Genomic DNA, 22,935 nt, shown 5'->3' with positions numbered 1-22,935 from the left:
CCCCCACTCGCGCTTTGCATCAAGACAATGACTTGAGGGTTAATTTCCGACTGTATCTTCCATGAGCCCATTGGCATCAAAGCCTTATAGAGTAAGCTTTTTGGGGCTCATGTCACCCCCTCAGCTACTCACGTCAGTTTAATTATTGACCGGTGAGGTTTTATGCTATAAAATTAGTGGTAGTACTTAAATCAATCTAGGAACTTAAGAGTTATGGCTGATAATGAAATTAAGAGCGCTGTCATTTTACGCAGTGAAGATTCTTTTGGAGGAACACCTGAGCTCTTGTCTGGATCTACAAGTAAGAAGAGCAAGAAAAAGAAGAAGAAGAAGCAGGCAGCAGCTTTAAAGCCTCTTGAGAAGGCTATGTTTAAACAAGCAAAGCGTCTCGACGAGGCGACAACGCTCTATAAGGAGCGCCATGAGAAGTCCAATCGTAAGAAGAAAAATGGTTGGATTAAGGATTTCGGAAAGAACTATTCCAAGAGTATGTCTAAGTTGATGAAATTTTAGTTTGGTTTCTGGTCTATCGTTAACTTCGATGTAATGCGTCAATGTAATCGCTATTATATTGAATCCAAAAAGGATTTGAGTTCTTCAAAAGTTTTTGGAATGTTCATTACATCACTTTGAAGTTTTTTACAAGGGCGGAGCTGGGCACGATCTAACTTTTGATAAAGCTTGCTAAAATTTAGTTAGGAGAACTTCCATGAGTACACTTCAGAAAGAAAACACCATTATCCTAGAAATGGGATCGGCAAAGAAGGATGATATTAAGGATTTGCAATATGGTGAGGGTAAGCTTTTTAAGAGGATTGCTAAAGTCATTGGAGAATTGAAAGAGAGTGGTGAGGTTGCAGAAAATGCTCAACCAGTAATTGTTGTGGTGAAGAAGAAAAGCGAGAAAGATTGGTAAGTTTCTAATCGATCTGAGGAGCAATACGAATTTCTGTCATGGGCTTCGTAGATTTGTTTTTCAGGGGTAAACTGAGTTGCTAACTCAAGTCCGCTTGACTTTAACCCAAGATTGAGTTCCTCCTTTGGCAAAGCTATTGTTATTGATTACTTCAATGAATCTGCATCGGGGGCTTTATGCCCCATCGAACCAGGTTAATTGAAGATAAATAGGAACCTCTAATTATTGTACTGGTCATGTTCAAGTAGACCCGTGAACTACCCCAACTTACTTAAACGAAGTAAGTTGGGGTTTCTAGCTTGGCCGTAGGCCACGCTACGGGAACACGGAAGAATGCCGAAGGTGCGCTTTCCGTTCTCCGTAGGAGACGCGGGGCGCGTTCGGCGAATTAAATTCGCCACGGGTCGCACCTCAACTTAGACGGACGTCCAAGTTTTGGTCTTACTCCTTCTCCACGCTTAGTTGACCTCTCCCGTCCCAGAGGACTCACAGGGGTAGGTTTTTTACATTAGGGTAAAACATGGGGCGACCCAGAGGGAGAGGAAAAGGAAAACAACTTAGGTGCGCTTGACCTTGGCGAATTAAATTCGCCACGGGTCGCACCTGAAGAAGCGATGCAGCGCTGTCTTGGGGGTTTCCCCCGGAGACGAAACCTTAGACAGGGGAGCCTTTATGGTTGGTAGGCTATGCAGATGCATGATTAAAACTTATTGATTAAGGCTCCCCTGTCTTACGGTAACTTCAAACCACTCGCTATTGCATCAAGACAATGATGATTTTTAACGACAAATTAAGTATATTTTCTTATCCCCCACACCCCACACCCCACACCCCACACCCCACAGCTCACGTCTTTGTTAAAAACCTACCCTTATGAGACACCCCACACCCCACGCCCCACACCCCACACCTGAGGTCTTTGTAAAAAACCTACCCTTATGAGGTGGGGGTCTCCCCCACTCGCTATTGCCGTGGTTTCCCCGGAGACGAAACCTTAGAGAGTGGAGCCTTTAATGTCGGCAGGTTATGCAGAAAAGGGTTAAATATTTTTTAATAAGGCTCCACTCTCTTACGGTAACTTCAAACCACTCGCTATTGCATCAAGACATTGACTGGCATACAATCTTGTCAGTGTCGTAAATCTCGAATCCAAATAAATCCAGGGTAATCCCAGCTATTTTGTATAAATTGTACTTGACAAAACAGACGTTGGCGCAGAGGTTTGCTTTGGCTCAATTCAGACTAGACAATTTCTCCAGAATCAAGGAAATTGGATAGAGATTAAATCAGTCTGTTCACATTCTCAACGGCCCTGATGTCTATTGATTTTAGTGCTCCCACCCCATCCCCCCTTTCAACTCAGATGAAACAGCTCAAACATAGCGTGATTAATCAGTTTGAGGCATTGGATGACCCGAGAGTCAAACGGGAACCCAAGCATAAACTTGTAGATCTTGTGACCATCGCCATCTTGGCGGTTCTGTCTGGGGCAGATAATATGGTAGCAATTACCTATGGCAAAGCGAAACAGCAATGGTTAGAGACGTTTTTGGAATTGCCCCATGGTATTCCATCTCACGATACCTTTTCGAGAGTCTTGGCATTGATTGACCCAACTCAGTTGCATGAATGCTTCAATAGTTGGGTGGAGCAGATTACCAACCAGCTAGAGATTAAGCTGATCAATATTGATGGTAAAACGGCTCGGGGTTCCTACGATCGGGAAAAGCAACTCAAAGCCTTACATACGGTGAGTGACTGGGCGAGTGAACATCATCTGGTGTTAGCTCAACAACGGGTGGAGAGCAAATCAAATGAGATCACAGCCATTCCCGTGGTGCTGAACCTACTGGATATTCAAGGTGCAATTATTACCCTAGATGCCATGGGTACCCAGCGCAATATTGCCGCCCAAATCCTTACGGTCGGTGGAGACTATATCCTGGCACTCAAAGGGAATCAAGATTAACTCCACTTGGGAGTGGAGGCTTTCTTTAAGGCGGCACAGACAACCCAGTGGGAGGGCATTGAGTTTAGCTATGACGAGTCTACAGAAGCTGGCCATCATCCCATTGAACATCGGCAAGTCTGGGTAGTGCCCATCACTCAAGTCCCCGATTTGCCCCATCGGTCGAAATGGAAGGGCAAGACCTGTGTAGTGATGGTGAAACGATTTGGTCAACTCTGGAACAAAACAACTACAGAGGTCTGTTTTTACATCACTAGCGATAGAGTTGATGCCACCATTTTGGCAAGGGCAATCCGCTCCCATTGGGGGATTGAACATAGCCGACCTTGGGTGGAACGATGTCACATTTAGGGAAGACCACAGCCGTCTTCGTACCGGACATGGACAGGATTATATGGGGCTTTTGCGACGCAAGTCGCTCAATTTACTCAAACGAGAACCGTCAAAGCAAAGTCTTGCCATGAAATGCGCTTCGTGCGGCTATGGACAATGACAATGCTGCTCAAAGTGTTGCTCGGCAACTATGCTAGTTAGAGACCGCTCGACCAGTGCTGGGAGAATTGAACCATAGAGCCAGAGGAAACTACTACGAAGCACGTCCTTACCCTGCCAATAATCATACCTATTGTGCCAACTCTTTATGACGCTTTCATGAGCCGAAGAAGGGATTAAGGTATGATTTAAAACTGTCCTAGGTTTTTGATACCCAGTTGACAAATTTAAATGCGATTACCCTGCAAATAAATCCTATTGCTTGTGCTATTTTGGTGTGGAATTTCCTGAAAATACTAGCTTACTTGAATCAATGTACAGTTGATAAAATTAAGAACCAAAGTTTATCTTCATATTTAACTAAAGAACTTAAAAAACCTTCTTTAGTTATGAATTGATTCTGCTCAGAATCTACTCGATATCTGGTGTCTTTACGTAAGTCGTGATCTAAAATCATTGGGGGCACAATAACATTGAGAATCAAGGCAATAAAATCCATATTTAGCGTGTAAAAAAATCAAACACACTGTATTATGGATTAGTAAGCATTGATTGATCTCAAGGTTTGGATGTTCGACAAAACCCAAAATCAGGTTGCAGATTGCGTCCCGCTATCAGCAGTCACCACTAAGTTTGGTGAAGAACTCGTTGTGTCCAACGTCTAACCAAGCTACCACTCTAAGCGAACTGAAAACCAGGTTTGCAATGCCCCTAAATTAAGGACAGCAAATAGCTGAGTAATCATGTCGTCAGAGAAAAGTAATCAAATTTGAGAAGTTATGAGGTCAAAGTAGTGAGGATCCTCTTAATCTGCACTGAGAAGCTTCCTGTTCCATGTATTCGAGGAGGTGCAATCCAGACTTATATTGACGGAATACTACCTTATCTAAGCAAGTTTCATGACGTTAGTGTTTTTTCTGTCACTGATTCAGATTTGCCCAATCAACATGTGCTGAATGGAGTCAGCTACCAGCGCTTCCCGACAGGTGATATTGAGGCTTACTACCAAGCAGCTGCTAAATTTGCAGCTGAGGAAAGGTTCGATTTAGTCATTCTTTACAATCGCCCTAAATACTTACCCTCTATTGCTGCTGCTAGCCCTAGTAGTCAGTTTCTCCTGAGCATGCACAATGAAATGTTTCATGAGGACAAGATTAAACCTGAGGTTGCTAAGAGTTGTCTAGAGAAGGTTAGAGGAGTCATAACAGTCAGCAAATTTATTGCTGATGGAATTGCCGATCTCTTCCCTGAATACCGACATAAACTTCACCCCGTACATGCAGGCGTTGACTTAGAGAAGTTTCAGTCCCGATGGTCACCGGAAGGATCTAGACGTCGCCAAAAATTGCTAAGTTCTCACAGATTGACCGATCGCAAAATCGTTGTCTATGTAGGTCGATTAAGTATTAAGAAAGGACCCCATATCCTGATTTCTGCCCTACCCCAAATTCTAGAACAACACCCATCAACATTTCTTCTTATGGTGGGTAGCAAATGGTACGGCCATAACGAGGAAAATAAATATGTTCGTCAACTGAAAGAACAAGGAAAAACCTATGAAGAATCAATTTACTTTACTGGCTTTATTCCACCTGCAAAAGTCCAGAAGTACTTCCTCATGGGTGACATCTTTGTTTGTGCATCTCAATGGCAAGAACCTTTAGCACGAGTTCATTATGAAGCAATGGCAACAGGTCTTTGTATAGTTACCACAATGCGAGGAGGAAACCCAGAAGTAGTCATCCCAGATATGAACGGTCTCTTGATCAGTGACTATGAGAATCCCGATGCCTTTGCAGGAGCAATTAACTATTTACTGTCCAATAGAGAGTTAGCTGAACAAATGGGTCGATACGGACGCCATCTGGGTGAAAAGTATTATGGTTGGGAGCGGGTTGCTTCAGACATTTTCCGGATTATTTCAGACTGCTGCCTATCCTAATCTTGGATAAGACACAAGATCAGGGGAGAAGGATCGTCTAGTAAGAGCTGATTTGTAAACAAAACCTTAACAAGCCAGTCGGCGAGTCATTAAACGAATCAGCTCCCCGTAAATCATCCCTTCACGCAATGGTTGTGTACAATTCATAATATGCAGCTCAAACGCCGAAATCGATTCAGCAAGCCTTATGTCCGTTCGAGGATCCATCGTTTTGGTAATGTTTCAAATTCCTTTGATGTTCGCTCAATCACCGACCCCCGCACTTGCTCTCCACAAACTTGTTGCACCCCATGAGCAAAATTCGGTAGTGCCTATGCGGAAGTGTGGGAGTGGTAAGATGAATCTTGTCCAAAAATAGTCCTATGAATGATGGAATCCCATCTATGGGGTCATCATAAGACCCATAAACAGGTCAAAACTAGTAAGGGAAGCCAACGGTACTACTGTCGAGTGTGCCAACAAACGTTAACTTCTACTTTTGATACTCTTTACTATCGCCGACAAATTGAACCCGAAACAATTCACACGGTTCTACAGGCTCATGCAGAGGGAAGTAGTTTGAGAGGAGTCAGTCGGACGACTAATCTCGCCTACAATACGGTAGGAACGCCTGCTGCGAGCAGCTACGGTGATTGGACAAATGATTCATAATGCCCGTGTACAGAAGATTGAAACCTCACAAATCAGCGGTGATGAATTTTGGTCATTTGTCCAAAAAAACAATTTCGCTGTCAGTCCAATGAATTGAAAGAAGGAGACTGTTGGATTGGAATGACTCAAGCATCATCAAGGGGCTTAATTCTGGCAGCTAGAGTAGGTAAACATACTGACCAATTCATCGAAGAATTAATAGTGAATACAGAAGGAAAAACCGATTGTCAACAATGGCGTACTGATGATTGGGGTGGATATAGCGCGAGTTTTACCTCCACAAGTAAGACACATCATCGGTAAAGAGCAGACCCAACAACTAGAGCGAACTAACGGGATTGTCCGACAGCAGACGGGTCTCGGGCATCGGCGACAGAATAAATTTGCCAAGGTCTGGGAGCAGACCTTGGCAACAGTAAGGTTGGTAGTCAGCTATTTCAATTGGATTTGGGTTCATAGTCGCTTTGGCAATACGGCGGCACAAAGGTCTGGGTTAGCGATCGCCCCTTGGAGTTGGAATGACTTGCGCGGCATACCCACACTTTGCTGATGCACTACCGGACGACCATAGTCGTGACTCACAAAGCCTCGGGCGACCAGGGAACCCCCTCAGAGCACACTATTGCTTGGGTGAGCGATCGCATTCTAGATTAGCGATCGCATTCTAGATTAGCGATCGCATTCTAGATTAGCGATCGCATTCTAGATTAGCGATCGCATTCTAGATTAGCGATCGCATTCTGGATTAGCGATCGCATTCTGGATTAGCGATCGCATTCTGGATTAGCGATCGCATTCTGGATTAGCGATCGCATTCTGGATTAGCGATCGCATTCTTGGGAAACCCCAGTTAGTCTAAACTCCAGTTAAAAAGCGATTGACCTTTGGTCACGCTATAGGCATTGCCGACGCTGCTTGAGGTGCGAACGCACTCTTTGTCGAGGCTTCACTAAAAAGCGTACGAAGTCTTTGTCGAGGTTTTATAGCAAGGGAAGTATAGTTTAGGACATAGTCTTTTGGTTGAAAGGGAGCAGGGACTGAGGCCGTAGGCCACGCGGGGCGCGTTCGGAGCAGGGAGCAGAAGATGTCTTAAGCTTTACTTCGACTGCTATAACTAAAAAGCGATTGACCTTTGGTCACGCTTCGCGATCGCACTGTTTGTCGAGGCATCAACTAAAACGCGATTGACCTTAGGTCACGCTATAGGCATTGCCGACGCTGCTTGAGGTGCGATCGCACTCCCCTCCCCCGACACTTCTGTTTCCCTACAGAAGCCCCAGATTCTGATTAGACCTAAAACCAGGAAAGATTTGGGCTAAATTCGAGTCTCCAATCTCCATATGTTCCCTTAGCACAGGCATCAGCACGTCACGAAAATCCGTAGTTACTGCTAAGTCCCGTTTTTCATACAACTGGGATTCAGCCAAACCGGGCCACTCTCCATAGACCTTACCACCGCGAACTCCTCCACCCAAGACCCAGATCACATTCCCGTGTCCATGGTCAGTACCCTTGTTACCATTCTCTGCCAGGGTACGGCCAAATTCTGACATCACCACAATCACAGTATCGGCATAAATCGGTTCTAAGGCTTTGACTAGAGTAGCCAACCCAAGTCCGAGAGGCTTAAGTTTTCGAGCCAGCTGTCCTTGACTACGGCCCTGGTTAACATGGGTATCCCAGCCACCTAAGGCCAAAAATGCCAGTTGGGTCTTAGCATCCCCCACCATCAGCTTGGCTAATTTGCGGCTATCACCAACAAATTTAGAGGAAGGTCGTGCTCCCCGGTTAGCTGCCATCATTTCTTCCTTTAGCTCAGCCAGCAGTATCTTCCGTGCTTCACTTCCTTCCTGATAAGCTAGATTAATCGCATCATTACCACGATAGAGCTGATCAAAAGCAGCATCAATTTGGGGACGGTCTACAGGCAGCTTGTGATTATAATTTCTCCCCATCGGTAAATTAGCCACTGGCATCTGACCGGATAGAATCCGTGGCGTTGTTGTGCCCATATTCACCGCTTGAGTTGGTATTTCCTTGGGAATTGTCCCTAATAGTCGATTCATCCAGCCATCATCTGTACTCTTAATCCCTGGGGTGCCACTTTCCATGTAATCCTGAGCATCGAAATGGGAGCGAGTGGAGTCTGGTGAACCACTGGCGTGAACAAAGGCTAAACTTTTCTGTTTCCAAAGAGGCATCAGATCAGCTAGAGCTGGATGTAAGCCAAAGTAACCATCTAAATCCAAGACTCCCCCTTTTTCCCCGGTGCGAGGAATCGCAATTCTCGGTCGCGCTTGGTAGTAATCAGCGTCTTGGTATGGCACAACTACATTCAGTCCATCTATGCCACCCCGCAGGAAAATAACAATCAGTCGCTTACGGTGATTAGCATTTGCTGTATTTGCTAATCCTCTGGCTACCCAACTCCCCATAGAGATCATTCCCCCAGCAGTTAGGAAGCTAGCTTGTTTTAATAATTTGCGTCTTTTCATTGTTGGTTTTATCTAGCGGTTTTCAATGAGGTGAGGTAGATTTTTTTAGGGAATCGGGAATCGGGAATCGGGAATCGGTAATCGGTAATAAAGAAGAGGGAACAGCGGATCTGGGAACAGCGGATCTGGGAAGAGTTAGGAAAGAGATTCAAGGAATTTTTGGTATTATAATAAATCAGGATTTGGTTTCATGAGCTATTTTTAAATTCTCTAAATAGCTTATATAAAAATTGCAAATTTCAACTTAAACATTGATTTAAAAATTTTCAATAACAAGTCATAATTAATCAGTTTTTTAAAAAAAAAGATAGCGTTTATCAGACTTATTCAGACTTATGAGGTGCAGTCAATTTTCTTACCCCTACTCCCTACTCCCTACTCCCTACTCCCTACTCCCTATTCCCTATTCCCTATTCCCTGTTCCCTATTCCCTATTCCCTGTTCCCTAAGATACTACCGATACATCATTTCTGGACTGCCTAAAATCAAGGCGGCTCGTAGCTTAGCGGGACTACTGTCGATGACTTCTTTGGTTTGGTCAGAAAAGTGATTGGCTAGGGTTTTCCTGAGTTGGACAGCATCTACAGGTTTACGCTTTTCTTTAGGTTGACGCTGCTCGAAATTACCATTGGCTAATGCAGTGGCAAAGCTGACCCGGCGAATCATCCCATCTGGACTGAGCCAAGCCTTCTCAGTGTTTTTGTAACCATTGGGAGTTGGGCAGCCGTAGATGGGCATTCCTAGCTGACGGATAATACCAGAGAGGGTTTTCCATTTGGGCTTTTTACTGCCTGTAGCTCGCACTGCTGAGATGATGTAGTGATAGGGGGATTTAAATTTACTGTTGTAATACTGAGTGTCCCAAAATTCAGGGCTTTGAAATAGGGTTTCTAGAACCTTACGAATATCCCCATCGGTCTTCAAAAAGCGTTGGGCTAGAGTGTCTACTAGCTTTGCTGGTGGCTGATCAGCTACAAAGTACTGGGCTAATTTGTAGCTAATGTAATGGGCGGTGGAGGGATGACGAGCCAGCAGATCTAGGGCTTGCTCTCCCTCTAGGCTGCCGCTACCTGGAATCGGTGTACCCAGCAAAATCTTATCACTATAATCATGGCGCTTACTTTGGAAATAAAATCCTCTACTGTCACCGTGCTTACCCTCACGGTCAGTAGTCCAGCCAGTCAAGATCCGCGCTAAGGTAATTACATCCTCTTGGGTGTAGCCACCATCTACTCCTAGGGTGTGGAGTTCCATCAGTTCCCGAGCATAGTTTTCATTCAGCCCTTTGTATCGACCACGAGCTCCTGGACTTCCTGGTGCAGTGTTTTGGTGGTTGTCTAAATAGAAAAGCATGGCGGGATGGTGAGCTGTAGCACCTAACAAATCCCGAAAACGACCAAGGGCATGGGGTCTAATGGCATCTTGTTCAAAGGAACTAACCCAGATCCGATTTAATCCCTTGCTATCAAAAACATTGAAGTGGTTGAACCAGAAGTCTACCATTACTTCCTGAAGCTGTTGAGGGCTAGCGATCGCTCTGATTAAACGGGCTTCCAATCCCTGCTGCCTAGGTATTTGCGATCGCTTTTGAGCCTGCTTGCGCTGTTGCTGACTCAGCTGCCGTTTCTTTTTACCTTGTGGTGGTGCATAGCCTTTCCATACCTCCACTGGATTCAGTTCCAGGGTTTCTAAATTATTGAGTTGTTTCCTCAGTTGTGGCGGTTCAGGGATAGATTCTGGGGAAAGCTGGGACTGAATATAGGCATCAACCCCCATGGATTTCACCCGTTCGATGTCCCCAGGGCGAGGACCAAAACTAACACGATTGAGGACATGCAATACTTTCGGGTCAGTGGATAAACTGGCAGCGTGCCAGGGCTTGGGTAGTGCCCATAGGAGGATGACTGCCAAGATTAGCCCTAAGAGCCAGTAGACCGGCTTAAGGTTCAATTTTCCCAGATACATTGGTTTTAGGGAGTAGGGAGTAGGGAGTAGGGAGTAGGGAGTAGGGAGTAGGGGGAAGAGTTTTGTTAGTAGTGGTTTCACCGCACGAGAAGGAGGGAGTGGAAAAAAATCCTGTGCACCTCACTCGTGATGGAAATTGCGGTTGATTAGTTCCTCAACACTGAGGGATCTGGCCACTGGATGATAAGCCACAATTGCCGTTGGCAGTGCCTTTGGTAGACTGGTCTGAATGCAACTGCTGACCTTCATCCTTTTTTTCATACTAATGCGACTAATGCGATCGCGAAGCGTGACCAAAGGTCAATCGCGTTTGGCCGTAGGCCACGCTACGCGAACGCGCAGCGTCGGCAATGCCTATAGCGTGACCAAAGGTCAATCCCATGGTACAGCAGCAGCAAAGTCTGGCAACAATCAAGCCCATCCCATCACTAGGTGTTCAGCCGTTGCGCAGCCCGAAAATACCGGAAGTAGGGTACTTTACCTAACTCTTTTCTCGCTTCAAGCATTAGAATATTAAGAATTGTGTCTAAGTCTTGCTAGAGATTAGTCAAGAACGGATGCAAGACATCAGCAATTCTTAATATTCAAATCCAAAACAGAAACAAAATGGCAAAACATACCAAGGCTTTCATGTCCCGAACCGTAAAAAAGAATGAGCCTACTGGGGTCAAGTATATGACCAAAAACCAGATGGAGTACTATATGGGTGCCAAGCTTATAGAAATTGGGGTTGAGCCGAAATCAGCTATTTATCGATGGTCAGTAGAAAGCAAAGAAAACGATAACGAGGAAGTTTGGACTTACGCTGCCTACTGGGCAGATTCCAAAGAGCAACTGTTGCAAGAGGAGCAGGCATCAAAAGATAACTGAGGTAAGCATTCAGCTGACAGCTGTCAGCTGAATGCTTACGTTTACTTCTAGGACTTTTCCAAATCGATACAGTCATTAGCTAACTGGTCAGCTTCAAGGTTTTGGGTTTTGTTAATCCAGATTAATTCGTAGAAATCAAGTTTATCAAGAAGGGTTTTTGCTCGGGTATGAAAGCTAACCAAATTGTTGTTTTTAACCATATAATCCCCATGGAGCTGGTTAATTACTAGTTCGCAATCTCCATAGATTTTGGCTTGTTTTGCTCCAAGCTTTAGAGTCTTCTGTAGTCCAAGGATTAGTCCCATATACTCAGTTTGGTTTTGGGTAGTAAATCCTACGTATTGAGACACTGGATAAACCTCACCTTGATACTGAATTATAGCACCACAGGCGGACTGATTAGTTCGTCTTTTGCTGACACCATCGAAATGAAGAATAGCAAGATTATTCGATTTATCTGTCATGATCTTGTTTAGCTTGTAAGGTGGGCAAAACTAGTTTAGTTATTTTGAGTATTCTAGATAATGGAAGTTTGCCCACGCTACTGTAATTGATATTGTTTTGACAAGCAAATCCCTTACTGAGTCACTGCTACCTCTGTTGTATTCGCCTGCCAAATGTTTATCGTCCGATCAAATCCCCCAGTAGCCAGTAAACGTCCATCCCGACTAAAGGCAACGGATTGTACCCAATCTTGATGTCCAGTCAACCAAGCAATCTGCTTACCAGTGTTCAAATTCCACAACCGAACCCCATCACGACTAGCACTAGCCAGAATTGTGCCATTAACTGGATTAATTGCGATCGCACGAATTTTGCCAGTATGTTTGGCCAAGGTATACTTAAGCTGCCAAGTCTTTGTATCCCAGACCCTAATCTTACCGTCATAACCACTGCTGACTAGGGTTCTACCATTAGGGGTAAAGGCTAGGGCACTAGTGATACCTTGATGAGCTCGAATCACGTAAAGCGGTTGTCCTGTGTTCAGATTCCAAATTTTAATCGTGCCATTTTTGAGTCCACTGACCAAGGTTTCGGCCTTGGGATGAAGCGCTAGGGAATAGGTTGGATGATCAAAATTTGCCAGAGTGTAAAGGGGACGTTGGTTTCTGAGGTCCCACACCCGAATACCATCCAATCCCCCAGTCACTAACACCTTACTATCTGAGGTCATAGCTAGGGAAAGCAAATTGCTTCTATGCCCTAGAAAAGTACGGGTATAGTCTCCTGTGTAGTCTTGCTGATTCCATTGCCACAAGTTGACCCCACCATCCTCCCCGACACTAGCCAGAATTGTCCCATCAGCACTAAAAGCCATGTCAGACACTGAGGTTTGGTGTACTCGCAGGCTATCAATTTCACGACCGGTTTTCAGCCACCATAATTTCAGATGGGCATCACTCCTGCTCCCCCCACTGAGTAGCACTCGCCCACTAGGACTAAATGACAGAGCATCCACAGCGGTAGAATGGGCTGTAATGGTACGCACCAATTGAGGAGTTCTCCAAGATTGAGCCTGGGATGAAGCCATTTCCGGTATAGCTGCAACCATTAGCCCCAGTCTTGATTCCCTAGCGTAGGTGGTACTGGTGACCACTGTCATGATCCCGAGCACAGTTCCCAAAATCGCCAACGGTATTTTTTTCATGGTTGTTGTTCGCGTAGCGTGGCCTATTGGCCAAGGTTAGGGCAAATCGTCTTACTTTTCACCGCGTCAGGGGGATGTTCTTGCCAACCGGAGATTATACCCAACAACTCGGACTTTAGTAGTTCCAATGCTTCTATTTGTTCAGTGATTCCCTCAATTTTGAGCAGTAGATGCTGCTTAACTGCTCCACAAGGTAACTCACCAAAGTCATGGATTTTGAGGATGTCTTGAATCTCACTAAGGCTAAGTCCTAGGGATTGAGCGCGTTTAATAAAAGCCAGTCGATTCAGCACCTGGTTGGTAAACAGGCGATAGCCAGAAGGGGAGCGGGTTGTGACTGGCCTAAGCAGACCAATCTCTTCGTAATAGCGAATGGTCTTCACGGGCAACCCGCTATGACTAGCTACCTGACCAATTTTGAGCCAGTCCTCTGATGAATTGGTGACAAGATCATTGGTAATTGGTAATTGGTAACTGACCACTGTTGACTATGCTTTCCCCTTTGTTTCCCCTATTCCCTTAGGGATGAACAGTTTGATCTTAAAACAGCCTGACCTATCGAGGTGGTTGACGTCGAGGTGCTTGACGCTTGACAGCACTCAACATTGGTAATGGTGGACGGGAAGAACTGGGGGGAAGATACCGCTCCACAGGTTGCTCAGCCAGTTCAGTTTGCTGACTTTGGCTTTGCCACCAACGGACTACCACTGCTATTCCCACCATCATCAGTCCAAAACTGAATAATGACCAGCGTCCGCCTACACCACCAATGACAGCATCCACCGCTCCGATAATCACGATGAAGCCTGAGATTGGCTCTTTACGATAAGCTGACTTCAACACTCGATGCCATAAAGCATTTATCACGGCTTACTACTTACTCTATTTCACAGATTTACTTCTTTTTTAACAGAATAGGCCAGAACTGCCCAACTAGAGCAATAACTTAGTTGGGGGACTTCTATACTGTTACTGAGATATATCTGATATCTATAATTCTTCGATATCCCCAGAGCAACCGGGAAATTCAAGATCAATTTTGCTAATTTTTGAAACGATGGGAGCAGTTATGTTTGAGCTTACAGGAGTAGGCCAGTAGCTAAAGGGATTTTTTCTCTAACCGACTCTTCCACTGACCGACTCTCCGACTAGTTTTAGTGTAAGCTTAACCAGGTTAATAAGTCTTGACCAGTAAAGTATTCAATTGCCAGAGTCAAAATAAAACCAATCATGGCAGCTCTACCATTCAAGCGTTCTGCGTAATCATTAAACCCAAACTTAGGTGACTGGACTTGAGGGACTTTAGAGGGTTGGGGTTGCGTCATAGTGATAAAAGTTGCCAAGCTATAGTAGAGTTACTTAACTTCACTAATTTTAACATTTAGATCACATATAGATACAGCACCAGTAATCCCAAGAGGTAAAAGCATGGAAATAGGTGTTCCCAAAGAAACGAAAGATCAAGAGTTTCGTGTGGGATTAACCCCCAGTAGTGTCAGGGTTTTACAAGAAGCGGGTCATACAGTTTTCGTTGAAACTAATGCTGGCACTGGTGCTGGCTTTACCGATGAGGACTATCAGCGTCAGGGAGCCAAAATTGTCTTAGAGGCTGCTGAGGCTTGGAATCGGGAACTCGTAGTCAAAGTCAAAGAACCCTTAGAGCCAGAGTATCCCTTGCTTCAAAAAGGACAGCTGTTGTTTACTTATCTACACTTAGCCGCTGACCGCCCTTTAACCGAGAAGTTGCTGCAATCGGGGGTGATTGCGATCGCATATGAAACCGTAGAACTCCCAGACCACACCCTACCGCTGCTAACCCCGATGAGCATCATTGCTGGTCGTCTTTCCGTGCAATTTGGAGCCAGATTTCTGGAGCGTCAGCAGGGGGGAAGAGGGGTGCTGTTGGGGGGTATTCCCGGAGTCAGACCAGGTAAGGTGGTAATTCTTGGTGGCGGAGTTGTCGGTACAGAAGCCGCCAAAATAGCTGTGGGGATGGGAGCGAGAGTACAGATTTTTGATATTAATGTTCAACGGTTGAGTTATTTAGAAACCATCTTTGGCTCAAGAGTGGAACTCCTCTACAGCAATTCAGCAGAAATTGAGGCAGCTGTTACTGATGCTGACCTCCTGATTGGGGCAGTGTTAGTCCCTGGTCGTCGCGCCCCCATTTTAGTGCCGCGCTCTCTGGTCAAACAAATGGTTAATGGCTCAGTGATTGTAGATGTTGCTGTGGATCAGGGAGGCTGTATTGAAACATTACAACCCACATCCCATACCAATCCCATTTATATCGAGGAGAGTGTGGTTCACTATGGGGTGCCTAATATGCCTGGAGCTGTTCCCTGCACATCAACTGTGGCTCTAAACAATAGTACTTTCCCCTACGTACTCAGTCTGGCCAATCAGGGGTTGAGCACTCTGGAAAATAATCCCGCTTTAGCCAAGGGCGTTAATGTCCAGAATCACCAGTTGGTTCATCCAGCAGTGCGAGAAGTCTTTCCCGATTTAGCTGATAGCTAAGGTTTTTTTGCTATAGCAATCCTAAATGATTACTATAGCAATTTTCAATTACGTAAGCTACAAATTTTTGAGGTGCGCTTGACCTTGGCGAATTTAATTCTTAATGGTAAGAGCGCACCTAAGCTTTTAGGGAACAGGGAACAGATAACAGATAACAGGGAACAGATAACAGGAAACAGGGAAAAAATCCTGTGTACCTCATTAAGTTAAAAACCCCTATATAGCAATACCTTTAGGAATTGTGAGAATTTTTGTTGTCAAGTTCCCGACTCCCGACTCCCGACTCCCGACTCCCGATTCCCGACTCCCGATTCCCGACTCCCGATTCCCTACTCCCTTTCCTTTAACATTTTATTGCTAAAGTCTTGAGAAAATGTTTTAATAGACCTATGGGTTAGTATCCTCTAGCTAAAGAAAAACTGTTAAATTTTTCTTAAACACTAATTAGCCAGTGTTACTTATTAGGAGTTTTTTAAGGTGATGCGTGATCAGGTGTTGACCTGGTTAGCAGATAATGTACCGTCTTCTCGGCTACAGCATATATTGCGGGTTGAACAGATGTCTGTTGAACTCGCTGAGCTTCATCATCTCAATGCTCAGCAGGCAGCTCAAGCAGGGTTGTTGCACGACCTAGCCAAATGCTTTAAGCCTGAGCGCTTGTTGCAAATGGCTAGAGATAACGGCATAGAAGTCGATCCAGTCTGTGAAGCCGCGCCTCATTTATTGCATGCAGATGTCAGTGCTATTGTTGCCCAAGAGCAATTTGGAGTCAAAGATGAAGCAGTATTGCAAGCGATCGCTCTCCATACCTTAGGGCGTGAGGGTATGACCCCCCTCAGTTGTGTTGTGTTTATTGCTGATACTATTGAGCCAGGTCGTGGTGAGACACCGGATTTACAAGCCTTACGAAATCTCTCTAAGCAAGACCTATACAAAACTGTTTGGTTAGCCTGTGACTACTCTTTAAAATTCCTGCTAGAGAGTCCTCGTCCCATTCACCAACGTATGATATTGACTCGCAACTGGGCTCAACAGATGTCCAGGAAGACAACAGCTAAAAGAGACGGTAAGAAAGATTGTGTAAATACCTAAAGTCCCATGTGCCTAGCTTTAAGGAACGTTTCGTCAACAGCAGTGTGAGTGTCAAATGAAGAAGCAACGAAAAGAAATGAAAAGAATTGTACAGCAAGTGATTAAGCACAAGAAAACTTAATTACTATTAGAACAGATTGTTTTGTAAAGCGAGGAATTAAACGCTTAATGAGAGATCAAAATAATAAGCCCTCCACCTTAGTAACCCCTGATACCGAAAACCAGGATGCTAGCTATGGGTTAGCATTAACCGTTGCTCAAGCAGCAGATGACCGCAAGGGTGCAGATCTGGTGATTCTGTCGGTCTCAGAGGTATCTTACATCACAGATTACTTTGTAATTGTGACCGGGTTTTCTAGGGTACAGGTCAGGGCAATCTCTCAGTGGATTGAACAGCAAGTAGAAGAGGCATGGAACCGTTTACCTGTGCGAACAGCAGGAAAAGCAGAGGGAATCTGGATACTTCAAGATTACGGTGACGTGATTGTCCATATCTTGCTGCCTGAAGAACGCAAGTTCTATAATCTCGAAGCATTCTGGGGCCACGCGGAACAGATTGAGTTTCAGGCATCCTAATTGCAGCACTCACAAAAAAATAATCATGAAATCTCCCGTTTATGTATGTCCTGTTCCAGAAGAGCAGCAACCCATAAATGAATACCAAGAACTAAGGGACTCTTGGTTTTTTAACTGGGTAAGGCTGGAACTACCAAATTATGTGATGAAGCTGGCTTGGGTTTGGGGGTTGAGCTGGCTGATTTCAGGGCCGATAGCAGCAGTGAGTTTTCCACCGCAAAAAGCGATAATCAAGTTTCTGCTCTGTGGCGGGGCAGGAGCAAGTATATTCTTGATTTTAGCCTTGCTGCGGCTATACCTGGGTTGGTTCTATGTACGCGATCGCTTGATCAGAGAAACCATTGTCTACGAGGAGTCAGGCTGGTATGACGGTCAAACCTGGACAAAAACCCCAGAAATTTTGGCTCGCGATCGCTTAATTGTTTCTTATGAACTCCAACCAATTTTGCGACGTTTATACTGGACGTTCGGATTTTTGATTATAGTCGTGATTGGTGGCAATATCATTTGGCGTGTGTTATCAGCCACCTAGCTCGATTGCTCCAACTAAGCTATAGGGTAGCTTTAAGTCTAATCCATGACCAGGGGAAAACGTACTCAAACACGAGCCTTAGAAGTCCGTTTACTACGGGAAGGCATTATCGAATCAGTTCATTCAGCTCAAGCGGTTGTGTGTGATGACCGGGGACGGATGTTATATGTTGCGGGTAACCCAGAAACCTCGACATTTATTCGCTCTGCACTCAAACCTTTCCAAGCCTTAGCGGTCACTACCACAGGTACCCTTGAGCGTTACAATCTCACGGACCGAGACTTGGCTATTATGTGTAGTTCCCATCACGGCACGATGGAGCAGGTCAGGCAAGTCTTTAATATTCTTTGGCGCTGTGATGTTGACCCATCAGCACTACAGTGTCCCATTCCCCCAGGCCAGGAAAGTTCACTCCAGCATTGCTGTTCCGGTAAACATGCTGGAATGTTGGCTGTTTGTCAACAAAGGCAGTGGCTAATCAAGAGCTATTTGGAGTATAATCATCCCGTGCAAATGTTAATCTTAAGCCAAGTAGCGGAGCTGCTACAGATGCCGGAGCAAGAGTTAATTCTCGCTCACGACGACTGTAACGCTCCGACTTATTTTTTACAGCTACGGCAAATGGCATTATTGTACGCTCTGCTCTCTTCTGGTAATAATCTGGCCATGGAGCGTATTGTCCGCGCCATGATCAGTCATCCCCAGATGGTGTCCGGGGATGGGGGATTTGATACAGAACTGATGCGATTATCCGAAGGGGAACTGGTCAGTAAATCGGGAGCACAAGGGGTTCAGTGTATCGGTCGCGTTGGGGAGAATATGGGTCTAGCCATTAAAGTCCTCGATGGTGGCAAATCTGCTAAGTATGCTGCAGCCATTGCCCTACTTAAGCAAATGGCTTGGATTACTCCTTCGGTAGCAGATACCTTGGAGTCGATGTTTATTAATCTCAGTAAATACAAGCGTTTAGAAGTGGTTGGTGAGTTATCTATGCCTTAAGGGGTGAGCTGATCACTCCCGACTCCCTCCATATAAGCATTCAGCGGTCAGCGGTCAGCGGTCAGCGGTCAGCGGTCAGCATTCAGCGGTCAGCGGTCAGCGGTCAGCGGTCAGCGGTCAGCGGTCAGCGGTCAGGTTTAGGCTCGCGCTGATAGCTGATAGCTGATAGCACCTCAAGTAGCGTGGCCAACGGCCTTTAGCTGATAGCTGATGACTGATAGCTGATAACTGATAGCTGATAGCTGATAGCTGATGACTGATAGCTGATGACTGATAGCTGATGACTGATAGCTGATAGCTGATAGCTGATAGCTGATGACTGATAGCTGATAGCTGATAGCTGATAGCTGATAGCTGATAGCTGATAGCTGATAGCTGATGACTGATAGCTGATAGCTGATAGCTGATGACTGATAGCTGATAGCTGATAGCTGATAGCTGATAGCTGATAGCTGATAGCTGATAGAATTAATTTGAGAAATTTCCAATTTCCCCTTGCCACTTTTGGAAATTAGGTGTTATAGTAAAAAAGACGACGCGGGATAGAGCAGCCTGGTAGCTCGTCGGGCTCAACAATCAAGTTAGCTAGACGCTTAATAGCTTGCTTGAGCATGGGCGGCACGAAGATAAATCTCCGTGTGTTTACCTGTCAAATTCGGGGAAGCCTGTAGCGAGGTAATCCCGAGCCAAGCTCCCAAAAGGAGAAGGTGTAGAGACTGGTTAGGCAGGCACCCTAACGTTTAAGGCGAGGGTGAAGGGACAGTCCAGACCACAAACTGGAAGATCCAGGCAACGAAAGTTGTAGTTGGTACGCATAACCCGAAGGTCGGTGGTTCAAATCCGCCTCCCGCCACCAAATAGAATATCATGAAGCCCTGCAAGGTTATGTCTTTGTGGGGTTTTGTGATTTTGGGGAGTGGGGAATCGGGAGTGGGGAATCGGGAATCGGGAATCGGGAAAAGAATGAATAGCAGTAGAGTGGGCAGGATGCCCGCCGGACAATCTATTGTAACGGGCAAGATGCCCATTCCACCAAGATGCCCATTCCACCAAGATGCCCATTCCACCAAGATGCCCATTCCACCAAGATGCCCATTCCACCAAGATGCCCATTCCACCAAGATGCCCATTCCACCAAGATGCCCATTCCAATGACACGGTCAAGATGCCCATTCTACAGCAAGATCTGAGTTCCAATGACACGGGCAAGATGCCCATTCTACTAAGATCCCCATTCCACTAAGATCCCCATTCCAATGACACGGGCAAGATGCCCATTCTACAGCAAGATCTGAGTTCCAATGACACGGGCAAGATGCCCATTCTACAGCAAGATCTGAGTTCCACAAAACTATTAAAATCATCCCGCATTTATGCAACGCCCTTCTTAGCCATGTAATCTTACTCACTACTGGCTCGATTACCATAGTATTTATATCCCTAAACCAATAAACAATGCCCCAAGTAGAACTACTAAAAATCTTCCTGGCTTCCCCTAGCGATGTGAGTAGGGAGCGGGACTATGTAGAAGAAGTAGTTGAGGAAATTAACCGAACTACTGCTCTGAGTAAAGGTGTTAGGTTAGAAGTAGTACGTTCGGAAAAGAATGCTTATCCGAGTTTTGGTCAGGGTGGGCAAGCTGCTCTTAACTCTCAGATTGGCAATATGGAAGAGTATGAGCTATTTGTGGGCATTATGTGGAATCGCTTGGGCACTCCCACGCCCCGTGCCGAGTCTGGAACTGTGGAAGAATACGAACGAGCAGTTGCGGCTTTTGAGAAAGATGGGAAACCCGATATCTGGTTTTATTTTCGAGAGGCAGGAGCAAACCTAAATGAGGAGAAACTGGAACAGCGAGGAAAAGTGCTGGCATTTAAGAAAAAAGTTCAAGGTAGGGCGTTGACTCATGATTACGAAAAGCCATCAGATTTTCGCGAGAGGTTTCGTCAAGGTTTATCCTTGTGGTTGGAAAATACTAAAGCAAATTCCCTTTCGACGGTAGAAAAAAAGTCCTCAACTCCTAACTCTCCCTCTACAAAAGCTACTGTACAAAGCGTAACAACTTCAGGTAATTGGATTTTGTTAAATAATAACTATTACTTAGCGAAATCATTAGAAACACAATCAGATGGGACTATTTCAGTTCAAATCACAACAAACGATCTGGAAGAACAGGCGAATTTAAAAGATCTAAAACATGACCAATTTCCCCACTACTCACAAATCAGTTATGCCTATCAGGAGGAAGCTTCAATTACTGAAGTAAAGGATGTTATATTAACATCCACTGGGGGCAAAAATCTATTTTGTATTGCTCTATCACCAATCAAACAGTCTCAGGAAAATCTTTTTCAAGACATAACAGTTGGCTCAAATAATGGTAAGTATTATAGTGCTGACGAAATCGCTGAAATGCGCGTGAAAATTTTACTGCTCAATGATGACAGTTTGCTATCCAATCAGGAAGATTATTTGAGGGTCGATTCTCTTATTAACTGTTCCGCTGGAGGAAAGCTTATAGAGCCAATTAATTTCGCCGAGCTATGGAAAAAGCGAAAAAGGCAAAAAGAGAAGTTCTTGAGAATCGCAAGACTTACGGCAGTTTATGAGCTCAAAATGAGCGGTATAGTTGAGCATATATTGGAACTCAAGCTAGGTCCTATCAAAAATCACTTAATGACTGTTGAATTTCGTGGGACGAGAAGGTCAAGATACAAGAACAAAGAAACTAAGGTTATAGAGGTCAAAGGAAACTGCTCCCTGAGAGACTAATATAAAATAAAATTGCTAGGTAATTTTACTCATCAATCGAACGATTATTTATTATATTTGTTAGATATCTAAACCAATAAAAATGCCCCAAGTAGAACTACTTTATAGGCAGGGATTAGATCGTTTTAGCCAAACATTTTCTGAATTGGGACTAGGTGGGGATGATAATCCAGGTAGGAAACAGGAAATTTGGAAGAGGCAATATGGTTGGGCAGAGCTGCAACATTGGCTTGGTGTCTGTTTACTACAAAATCCCCAAGGACATCCAACTGATAATGTGGAGCAAGCAATCAAAGCATTTGAATTGGATAAATTTCCTCAATATTGGGCGAAAAATCAAAACTTTTTGGGATGCCTATTATCATCGGCTTCAGGGTGAAGTTGCTGATAATAAGCATTTGGCTATTGATGCTTTCCAAGACGCTCTTACTGTATTCACTTCTGGAGAGTTTCCGCAAGAAAGATTAATGGTGTTAAATAACCTGGGGATAACCTATCTAAATATCCCTGGGGAAGAGCAACCAGAAAATCAGGAACAGGCGATCGTAGCATTTGAAGAAGCTCTGACTCTGATCAATCCCGAAAAGTTACCTAACGAGTGGACAATCATGGAATACCGTCTAGGTATGGTTTATCGGGAGCGAATCCGAGGGGAGCAAGTCGAGAATCTAGAGCTTGCGAATAAGGCTTTTGAAGCTGCCCTGAAAGTTTCTATATCCCAAGATTTACCTGAAGGGTGGGTATAGTAGAATTTCTACACAGACTGGATACACATCTTGAAGAATTGATGCTCTATCTCAAACTCTTGACTCAGGTTGGGCTTAAACGCATAGGAAGCTCTTTTATCAGTATATTTGGTCTTTTATGGCTGTCTATCGAGCCAGTAGCACTTTTTTTTCCAGAGAGTCTGAATTTTGGTTGGATTGGCTACTTGGGACTAGTAGTAGTCTCCCTGGCGATAGCAGTTATTCAGCGTTTTCCCCGTAGCTCGGTGTGTAAAGCGTTGTCTTCTCCCGACTCAGTTGTAGAAATTAAAATTGGCAATCTTTTTAATCAGCCTGGGCATTTAGTCATAGGAGCTAACGATGTTTTCGATACGGAACTCGGAGAAGTCATCAAACCTTCTAGTGTACAGGGACAGTTTCTTACGGGCATTTATGGCAATGACCTTACTAAATTAGACACAGAGATTGAAGCAGTATTGGAGGACTACAAAGCTCAACGTACAAAAGAACCTAACAAAAACAAGGGAAAGTCTTGGCGCTATCCCATAGGCACAACTATAGCATTGGGTTCCCCTGACAAACGCTATTTCTGGACAGCTTACGGCTATATGGGCAATGACCTGAGAGTCCAGTCAAATGCTGACTATAGTTGTTTCAATTAAGGATAAGACGGTGATGAGGTAAAATGAAAAGGGTATATTTTCAATAACTGACAGCAATGCCATACAGTCTAGATTTCAGAAAAAAAGTAATAAACTATATAGAAAAAGG

At 44.7% G+C, this 22,935-nt stretch carries 25 protein-coding genes and 2 pseudogenes; 16 read left to right on the top strand and 11 right to left on the bottom strand.

Features of this window, described 5'->3' with window-relative positions:
• Positions 1-213 precede the first annotated feature (213 nt).
• The 5 genes and pseudogenes from F6K63_RS34015 to F6K63_RS33995 all read left to right on the top strand — a co-directional run bounded on the left by F6K63_RS34015 (position 214) and on the right by F6K63_RS33995 (position 6,520).
• Positions 214-513, top strand: coding sequence for a DUF6312 domain-containing protein (locus F6K63_RS34015; RefSeq protein ID WP_287251430.1), 300 nt, complete (start codon positions 214-216; stop codon positions 511-513).
• Between the two features lie 196 nt (positions 514-709).
• Positions 710-916 (top strand): DUF6200 domain-containing protein, encoded by a 207-nt coding sequence (locus tag F6K63_RS34010; protein WP_008180448.1) that lies wholly within the window; start codon positions 710-712, stop codon positions 914-916.
• A 1,315-nt stretch (positions 917-2,231) separates the two neighbouring features.
• Positions 2,232-3,236: pseudogene (locus tag F6K63_RS34005) on the top strand (ISAs1 family transposase).
• Between the two features lie 934 nt (positions 3,237-4,170).
• Entirely contained in the window at positions 4,171-5,319 is a 1,149-nt protein-coding gene (locus F6K63_RS34000; protein WP_287252373.1) for a glycosyltransferase family 4 protein, read from the top strand.
• 366 nt (positions 5,320-5,685) lie between these two features.
• Positions 5,686-6,520: pseudogene (locus F6K63_RS33995) on the top strand (IS1 family transposase).
• A gap of 715 nt (positions 6,521-7,235) precedes the next feature.
• On the opposite strand, the gene F6K63_RS33990 reads toward F6K63_RS33995, so the two are convergent.
• The 4 genes from F6K63_RS33990 to F6K63_RS33975 form a co-directional block, all read right to left on the bottom strand.
• Positions 7,236-8,465 carry a DUF1501 domain-containing protein gene (locus tag F6K63_RS33990; RefSeq protein WP_008180434.1) on the bottom strand — a complete coding sequence of 410 codons (1,230 nt, stop codon included), beginning with the start codon at positions 8,463-8,465 and terminating at the stop codon, positions 7,236-7,238.
• Positions 8,466-8,473: 8 nt separating this feature from the next.
• Complete coding sequence (locus F6K63_RS33985; RefSeq protein ID WP_287314572.1) at positions 8,474-8,617, bottom strand: hypothetical protein; 144 nt, start codon at positions 8,615-8,617, stop codon at positions 8,474-8,476.
• Between the two features lie 301 nt (positions 8,618-8,918).
• Positions 8,919-10,430, bottom strand: a complete 1,512-nt coding sequence (locus F6K63_RS33980; protein WP_287314573.1) for a DUF1800 domain-containing protein — start codon at positions 10,428-10,430, stop codon at positions 8,919-8,921.
• Between the two features lie 120 nt (positions 10,431-10,550).
• Positions 10,551-10,691, bottom strand: a complete 141-nt coding sequence (locus F6K63_RS33975) for a hypothetical protein (RefSeq protein ID WP_154659691.1) — start codon at positions 10,689-10,691, stop codon at positions 10,551-10,553.
• A 13-nt stretch (positions 10,692-10,704) separates the two neighbouring features.
• Between F6K63_RS33975 and F6K63_RS33970 the strand changes: the two genes are divergently transcribed.
• The gene (locus tag F6K63_RS33970) at positions 10,705-10,947 is read left to right on the top strand and encodes a hypothetical protein (RefSeq protein ID WP_143764194.1); all 243 of its coding nucleotides are present in this window, start codon (positions 10,705-10,707) and stop codon (positions 10,945-10,947) included.
• An 89-nt stretch (positions 10,948-11,036) separates the two neighbouring features.
• Entirely contained in the window at positions 11,037-11,300 is a 264-nt protein-coding gene (locus F6K63_RS33965) for a hypothetical protein (RefSeq protein ID WP_008180428.1), read from the top strand.
• Between the two features lie 47 nt (positions 11,301-11,347).
• Here F6K63_RS33965 and F6K63_RS33960 read toward each other — a convergent pair whose 3' ends face one another.
• The 5 genes from F6K63_RS33960 to F6K63_RS33940 form a co-directional block, all read right to left on the bottom strand.
• On the bottom strand, positions 11,348-11,764 hold the full coding sequence (locus tag F6K63_RS33960) for a ribonuclease HI family protein (protein ID WP_287314571.1): 417 nt from the start codon (positions 11,762-11,764) through the stop codon (positions 11,348-11,350).
• A gap of 113 nt (positions 11,765-11,877) precedes the next feature.
• Entirely contained in the window at positions 11,878-12,948 is a 1,071-nt protein-coding gene (locus tag F6K63_RS33955) for a WD40 repeat domain-containing protein (protein WP_008180424.1), read from the bottom strand.
• A 23-nt stretch (positions 12,949-12,971) separates the two neighbouring features.
• Positions 12,972-13,430, bottom strand: coding sequence for a heavy metal-responsive transcriptional regulator (locus F6K63_RS33950; RefSeq protein ID WP_008180422.1), 459 nt, complete (start codon positions 13,428-13,430; stop codon positions 12,972-12,974).
• Positions 13,431-13,503: 73 nt separating this feature from the next.
• A complete protein-coding gene (locus F6K63_RS33945; RefSeq protein ID WP_044492372.1) occupies positions 13,504-13,812 on the bottom strand; it encodes a hypothetical protein in 309 nt (102 codons plus the stop codon).
• Between the two features lie 290 nt (positions 13,813-14,102).
• Positions 14,103-14,273 carry a CAB/ELIP/HLIP family chlorophyll-binding protein gene (locus tag F6K63_RS33940; protein ID WP_008180417.1) on the bottom strand — a complete coding sequence of 57 codons (171 nt, stop codon included), beginning with the start codon at positions 14,271-14,273 and terminating at the stop codon, positions 14,103-14,105.
• A 103-nt stretch (positions 14,274-14,376) separates the two neighbouring features.
• Here F6K63_RS33940 and ald point away from each other — a divergent pair, with 103 nt between their 5' ends.
• The 5 genes from ald to F6K63_RS33915 all read left to right on the top strand — a co-directional run bounded on the left by ald (position 14,377) and on the right by F6K63_RS33915 (position 18,667).
• Positions 14,377-15,468: an alanine dehydrogenase gene (gene ald / locus F6K63_RS33935; RefSeq protein WP_008180414.1), complete on the top strand. Its 1,092-nt coding sequence runs from the start codon at positions 14,377-14,379 to the stop codon at positions 15,466-15,468.
• A 480-nt stretch (positions 15,469-15,948) separates the two neighbouring features.
• A complete protein-coding gene (gene yqeK / locus F6K63_RS33930) occupies positions 15,949-16,560 on the top strand; it encodes a bis(5'-nucleosyl)-tetraphosphatase (symmetrical) YqeK (RefSeq protein WP_008180412.1) in 612 nt (203 codons plus the stop codon).
• Positions 16,561-16,728: 168 nt separating this feature from the next.
• Positions 16,729-17,136 (top strand): ribosome silencing factor, encoded by a 408-nt coding sequence (gene rsfS / locus F6K63_RS33925; RefSeq protein ID WP_008180411.1) that lies wholly within the window; start codon positions 16,729-16,731, stop codon positions 17,134-17,136.
• 22 nt (positions 17,137-17,158) lie between these two features.
• The gene (locus F6K63_RS33920; RefSeq protein ID WP_044494779.1) at positions 17,159-17,668 is read left to right on the top strand and encodes a CGLD27 family protein; all 510 of its coding nucleotides are present in this window, start codon (positions 17,159-17,161) and stop codon (positions 17,666-17,668) included.
• 45 nt (positions 17,669-17,713) lie between these two features.
• Positions 17,714-18,667, top strand: a complete 954-nt coding sequence (locus tag F6K63_RS33915) for an asparaginase (RefSeq protein WP_008188195.1) — start codon at positions 17,714-17,716, stop codon at positions 18,665-18,667.
• A gap of 834 nt (positions 18,668-19,501) precedes the next feature.
• On the opposite strand, the gene F6K63_RS33910 is transcribed toward F6K63_RS33915, so the two are convergent.
• Complete coding sequence (locus F6K63_RS33910; protein ID WP_287314570.1) at positions 19,502-19,825, bottom strand: hypothetical protein; 324 nt, start codon at positions 19,823-19,825, stop codon at positions 19,502-19,504.
• Between the two features lie 2 nt (positions 19,826-19,827).
• On the bottom strand, positions 19,828-20,031 hold the full coding sequence (locus tag F6K63_RS33905; protein ID WP_287314568.1) for a hypothetical protein: 204 nt from the start codon (positions 20,029-20,031) through the stop codon (positions 19,828-19,830).
• A gap of 91 nt (positions 20,032-20,122) precedes the next feature.
• Here F6K63_RS33905 and F6K63_RS33900 point away from each other — a divergent pair, with 91 nt between their 5' ends.
• From F6K63_RS33900 to F6K63_RS33885, 4 genes are all read left to right on the top strand, one after another.
• Entirely contained in the window at positions 20,123-21,439 is a 1,317-nt protein-coding gene (locus tag F6K63_RS33900) for a DUF4062 domain-containing protein (protein ID WP_287251045.1), read from the top strand.
• Positions 21,440-21,521: 82 nt separating this feature from the next.
• Positions 21,522-21,818: a hypothetical protein gene (locus F6K63_RS33895; RefSeq protein WP_229414706.1), complete on the top strand. Its 297-nt coding sequence runs from the start codon at positions 21,522-21,524 to the stop codon at positions 21,816-21,818.
• Between the two features lie 19 nt (positions 21,819-21,837).
• Entirely contained in the window at positions 21,838-22,185 is a 348-nt protein-coding gene (locus F6K63_RS33890; RefSeq protein WP_287267907.1) for a hypothetical protein, read from the top strand.
• Positions 22,176-22,826, top strand: a complete 651-nt coding sequence (locus F6K63_RS33885) for a macro domain-containing protein (protein ID WP_287314567.1) — start codon at positions 22,176-22,178, stop codon at positions 22,824-22,826. Before F6K63_RS33890 ends, F6K63_RS33885 begins: the two co-directional genes overlap by 10 nt.
• Positions 22,827-22,935: the final 109 nt, after the last annotated feature.

The sequence above is a fragment of the Moorena sp. SIO1G6 genome (assembly GCF_010672795.1).
GTDB lineage: Bacteria > Cyanobacteriota > Cyanobacteriia > Cyanobacteriales > Coleofasciculaceae > Moorena > Moorena producens.
The sequence above is the reverse complement of the archived record's forward strand: the minus strand, read 5'-3'. Positions and strand labels throughout refer to the sequence as shown.

Excerpts from the sequence above, each read along its gene's own strand:
- F6K63_RS34015 (WP_287251430.1), top strand. The coding sequence starts at position 214 with ATGGCTGATAATGAAATTAAGAGCGCTGTCATTTTACGCAGTGAAGAT.
- F6K63_RS34010 (WP_008180448.1), top strand. The coding sequence starts at position 710 with ATGAGTACACTTCAGAAAGAAAACACCATTATCCTAGAAATGGGATCG.
- F6K63_RS33990 (WP_008180434.1), bottom strand. The coding sequence starts at position 8,465 with ATGAAAAGACGCAAATTATTAAAACAAGCTAGCTTCCTAACTGCTGGG.
- F6K63_RS33980 (WP_287314573.1), bottom strand. The coding sequence starts at position 10,430 with ATGTATCTGGGAAAATTGAACCTTAAGCCGGTCTACTGGCTCTTAGGG.
- F6K63_RS33975 (WP_154659691.1), bottom strand. The coding sequence starts at position 10,691 with ATGAAAAAAAGGATGAAGGTCAGCAGTTGCATTCAGACCAGTCTACCA.
- F6K63_RS33970 (WP_143764194.1), top strand. The coding sequence starts at position 10,705 with ATGCGATCGCGAAGCGTGACCAAAGGTCAATCGCGTTTGGCCGTAGGC.
- F6K63_RS33965 (WP_008180428.1), top strand. The coding sequence starts at position 11,037 with ATGGCAAAACATACCAAGGCTTTCATGTCCCGAACCGTAAAAAAGAAT.
- F6K63_RS33960 (WP_287314571.1), bottom strand. The coding sequence starts at position 11,764 with ATGACAGATAAATCGAATAATCTTGCTATTCTTCATTTCGATGGTGTC.
- F6K63_RS33955 (WP_008180424.1), bottom strand. The coding sequence starts at position 12,948 with ATGAAAAAAATACCGTTGGCGATTTTGGGAACTGTGCTCGGGATCATG.
- F6K63_RS33940 (WP_008180417.1), bottom strand. The coding sequence starts at position 14,273 with ATGACGCAACCCCAACCCTCTAAAGTCCCTCAAGTCCAGTCACCTAAG.
- ald (WP_008180414.1), top strand. The coding sequence starts at position 14,377 with ATGGAAATAGGTGTTCCCAAAGAAACGAAAGATCAAGAGTTTCGTGTG.
- yqeK (WP_008180412.1), top strand. The coding sequence starts at position 15,949 with ATGCGTGATCAGGTGTTGACCTGGTTAGCAGATAATGTACCGTCTTCT.
- rsfS (WP_008180411.1), top strand. The coding sequence starts at position 16,729 with ATGAGAGATCAAAATAATAAGCCCTCCACCTTAGTAACCCCTGATACC.
- F6K63_RS33915 (WP_008188195.1), top strand. The coding sequence starts at position 17,714 with ATGACCAGGGGAAAACGTACTCAAACACGAGCCTTAGAAGTCCGTTTA.
- F6K63_RS33905 (WP_287314568.1), bottom strand. The coding sequence starts at position 20,031 with ATGATTTTAATAGTTTTGTGGAACTCAGATCTTGCTGTAGAATGGGCA.
- F6K63_RS33900 (WP_287251045.1), top strand. The coding sequence starts at position 20,123 with ATGCCCCAAGTAGAACTACTAAAAATCTTCCTGGCTTCCCCTAGCGAT.
- F6K63_RS33895 (WP_229414706.1), top strand. The coding sequence starts at position 21,522 with ATGCCCCAAGTAGAACTACTTTATAGGCAGGGATTAGATCGTTTTAGC.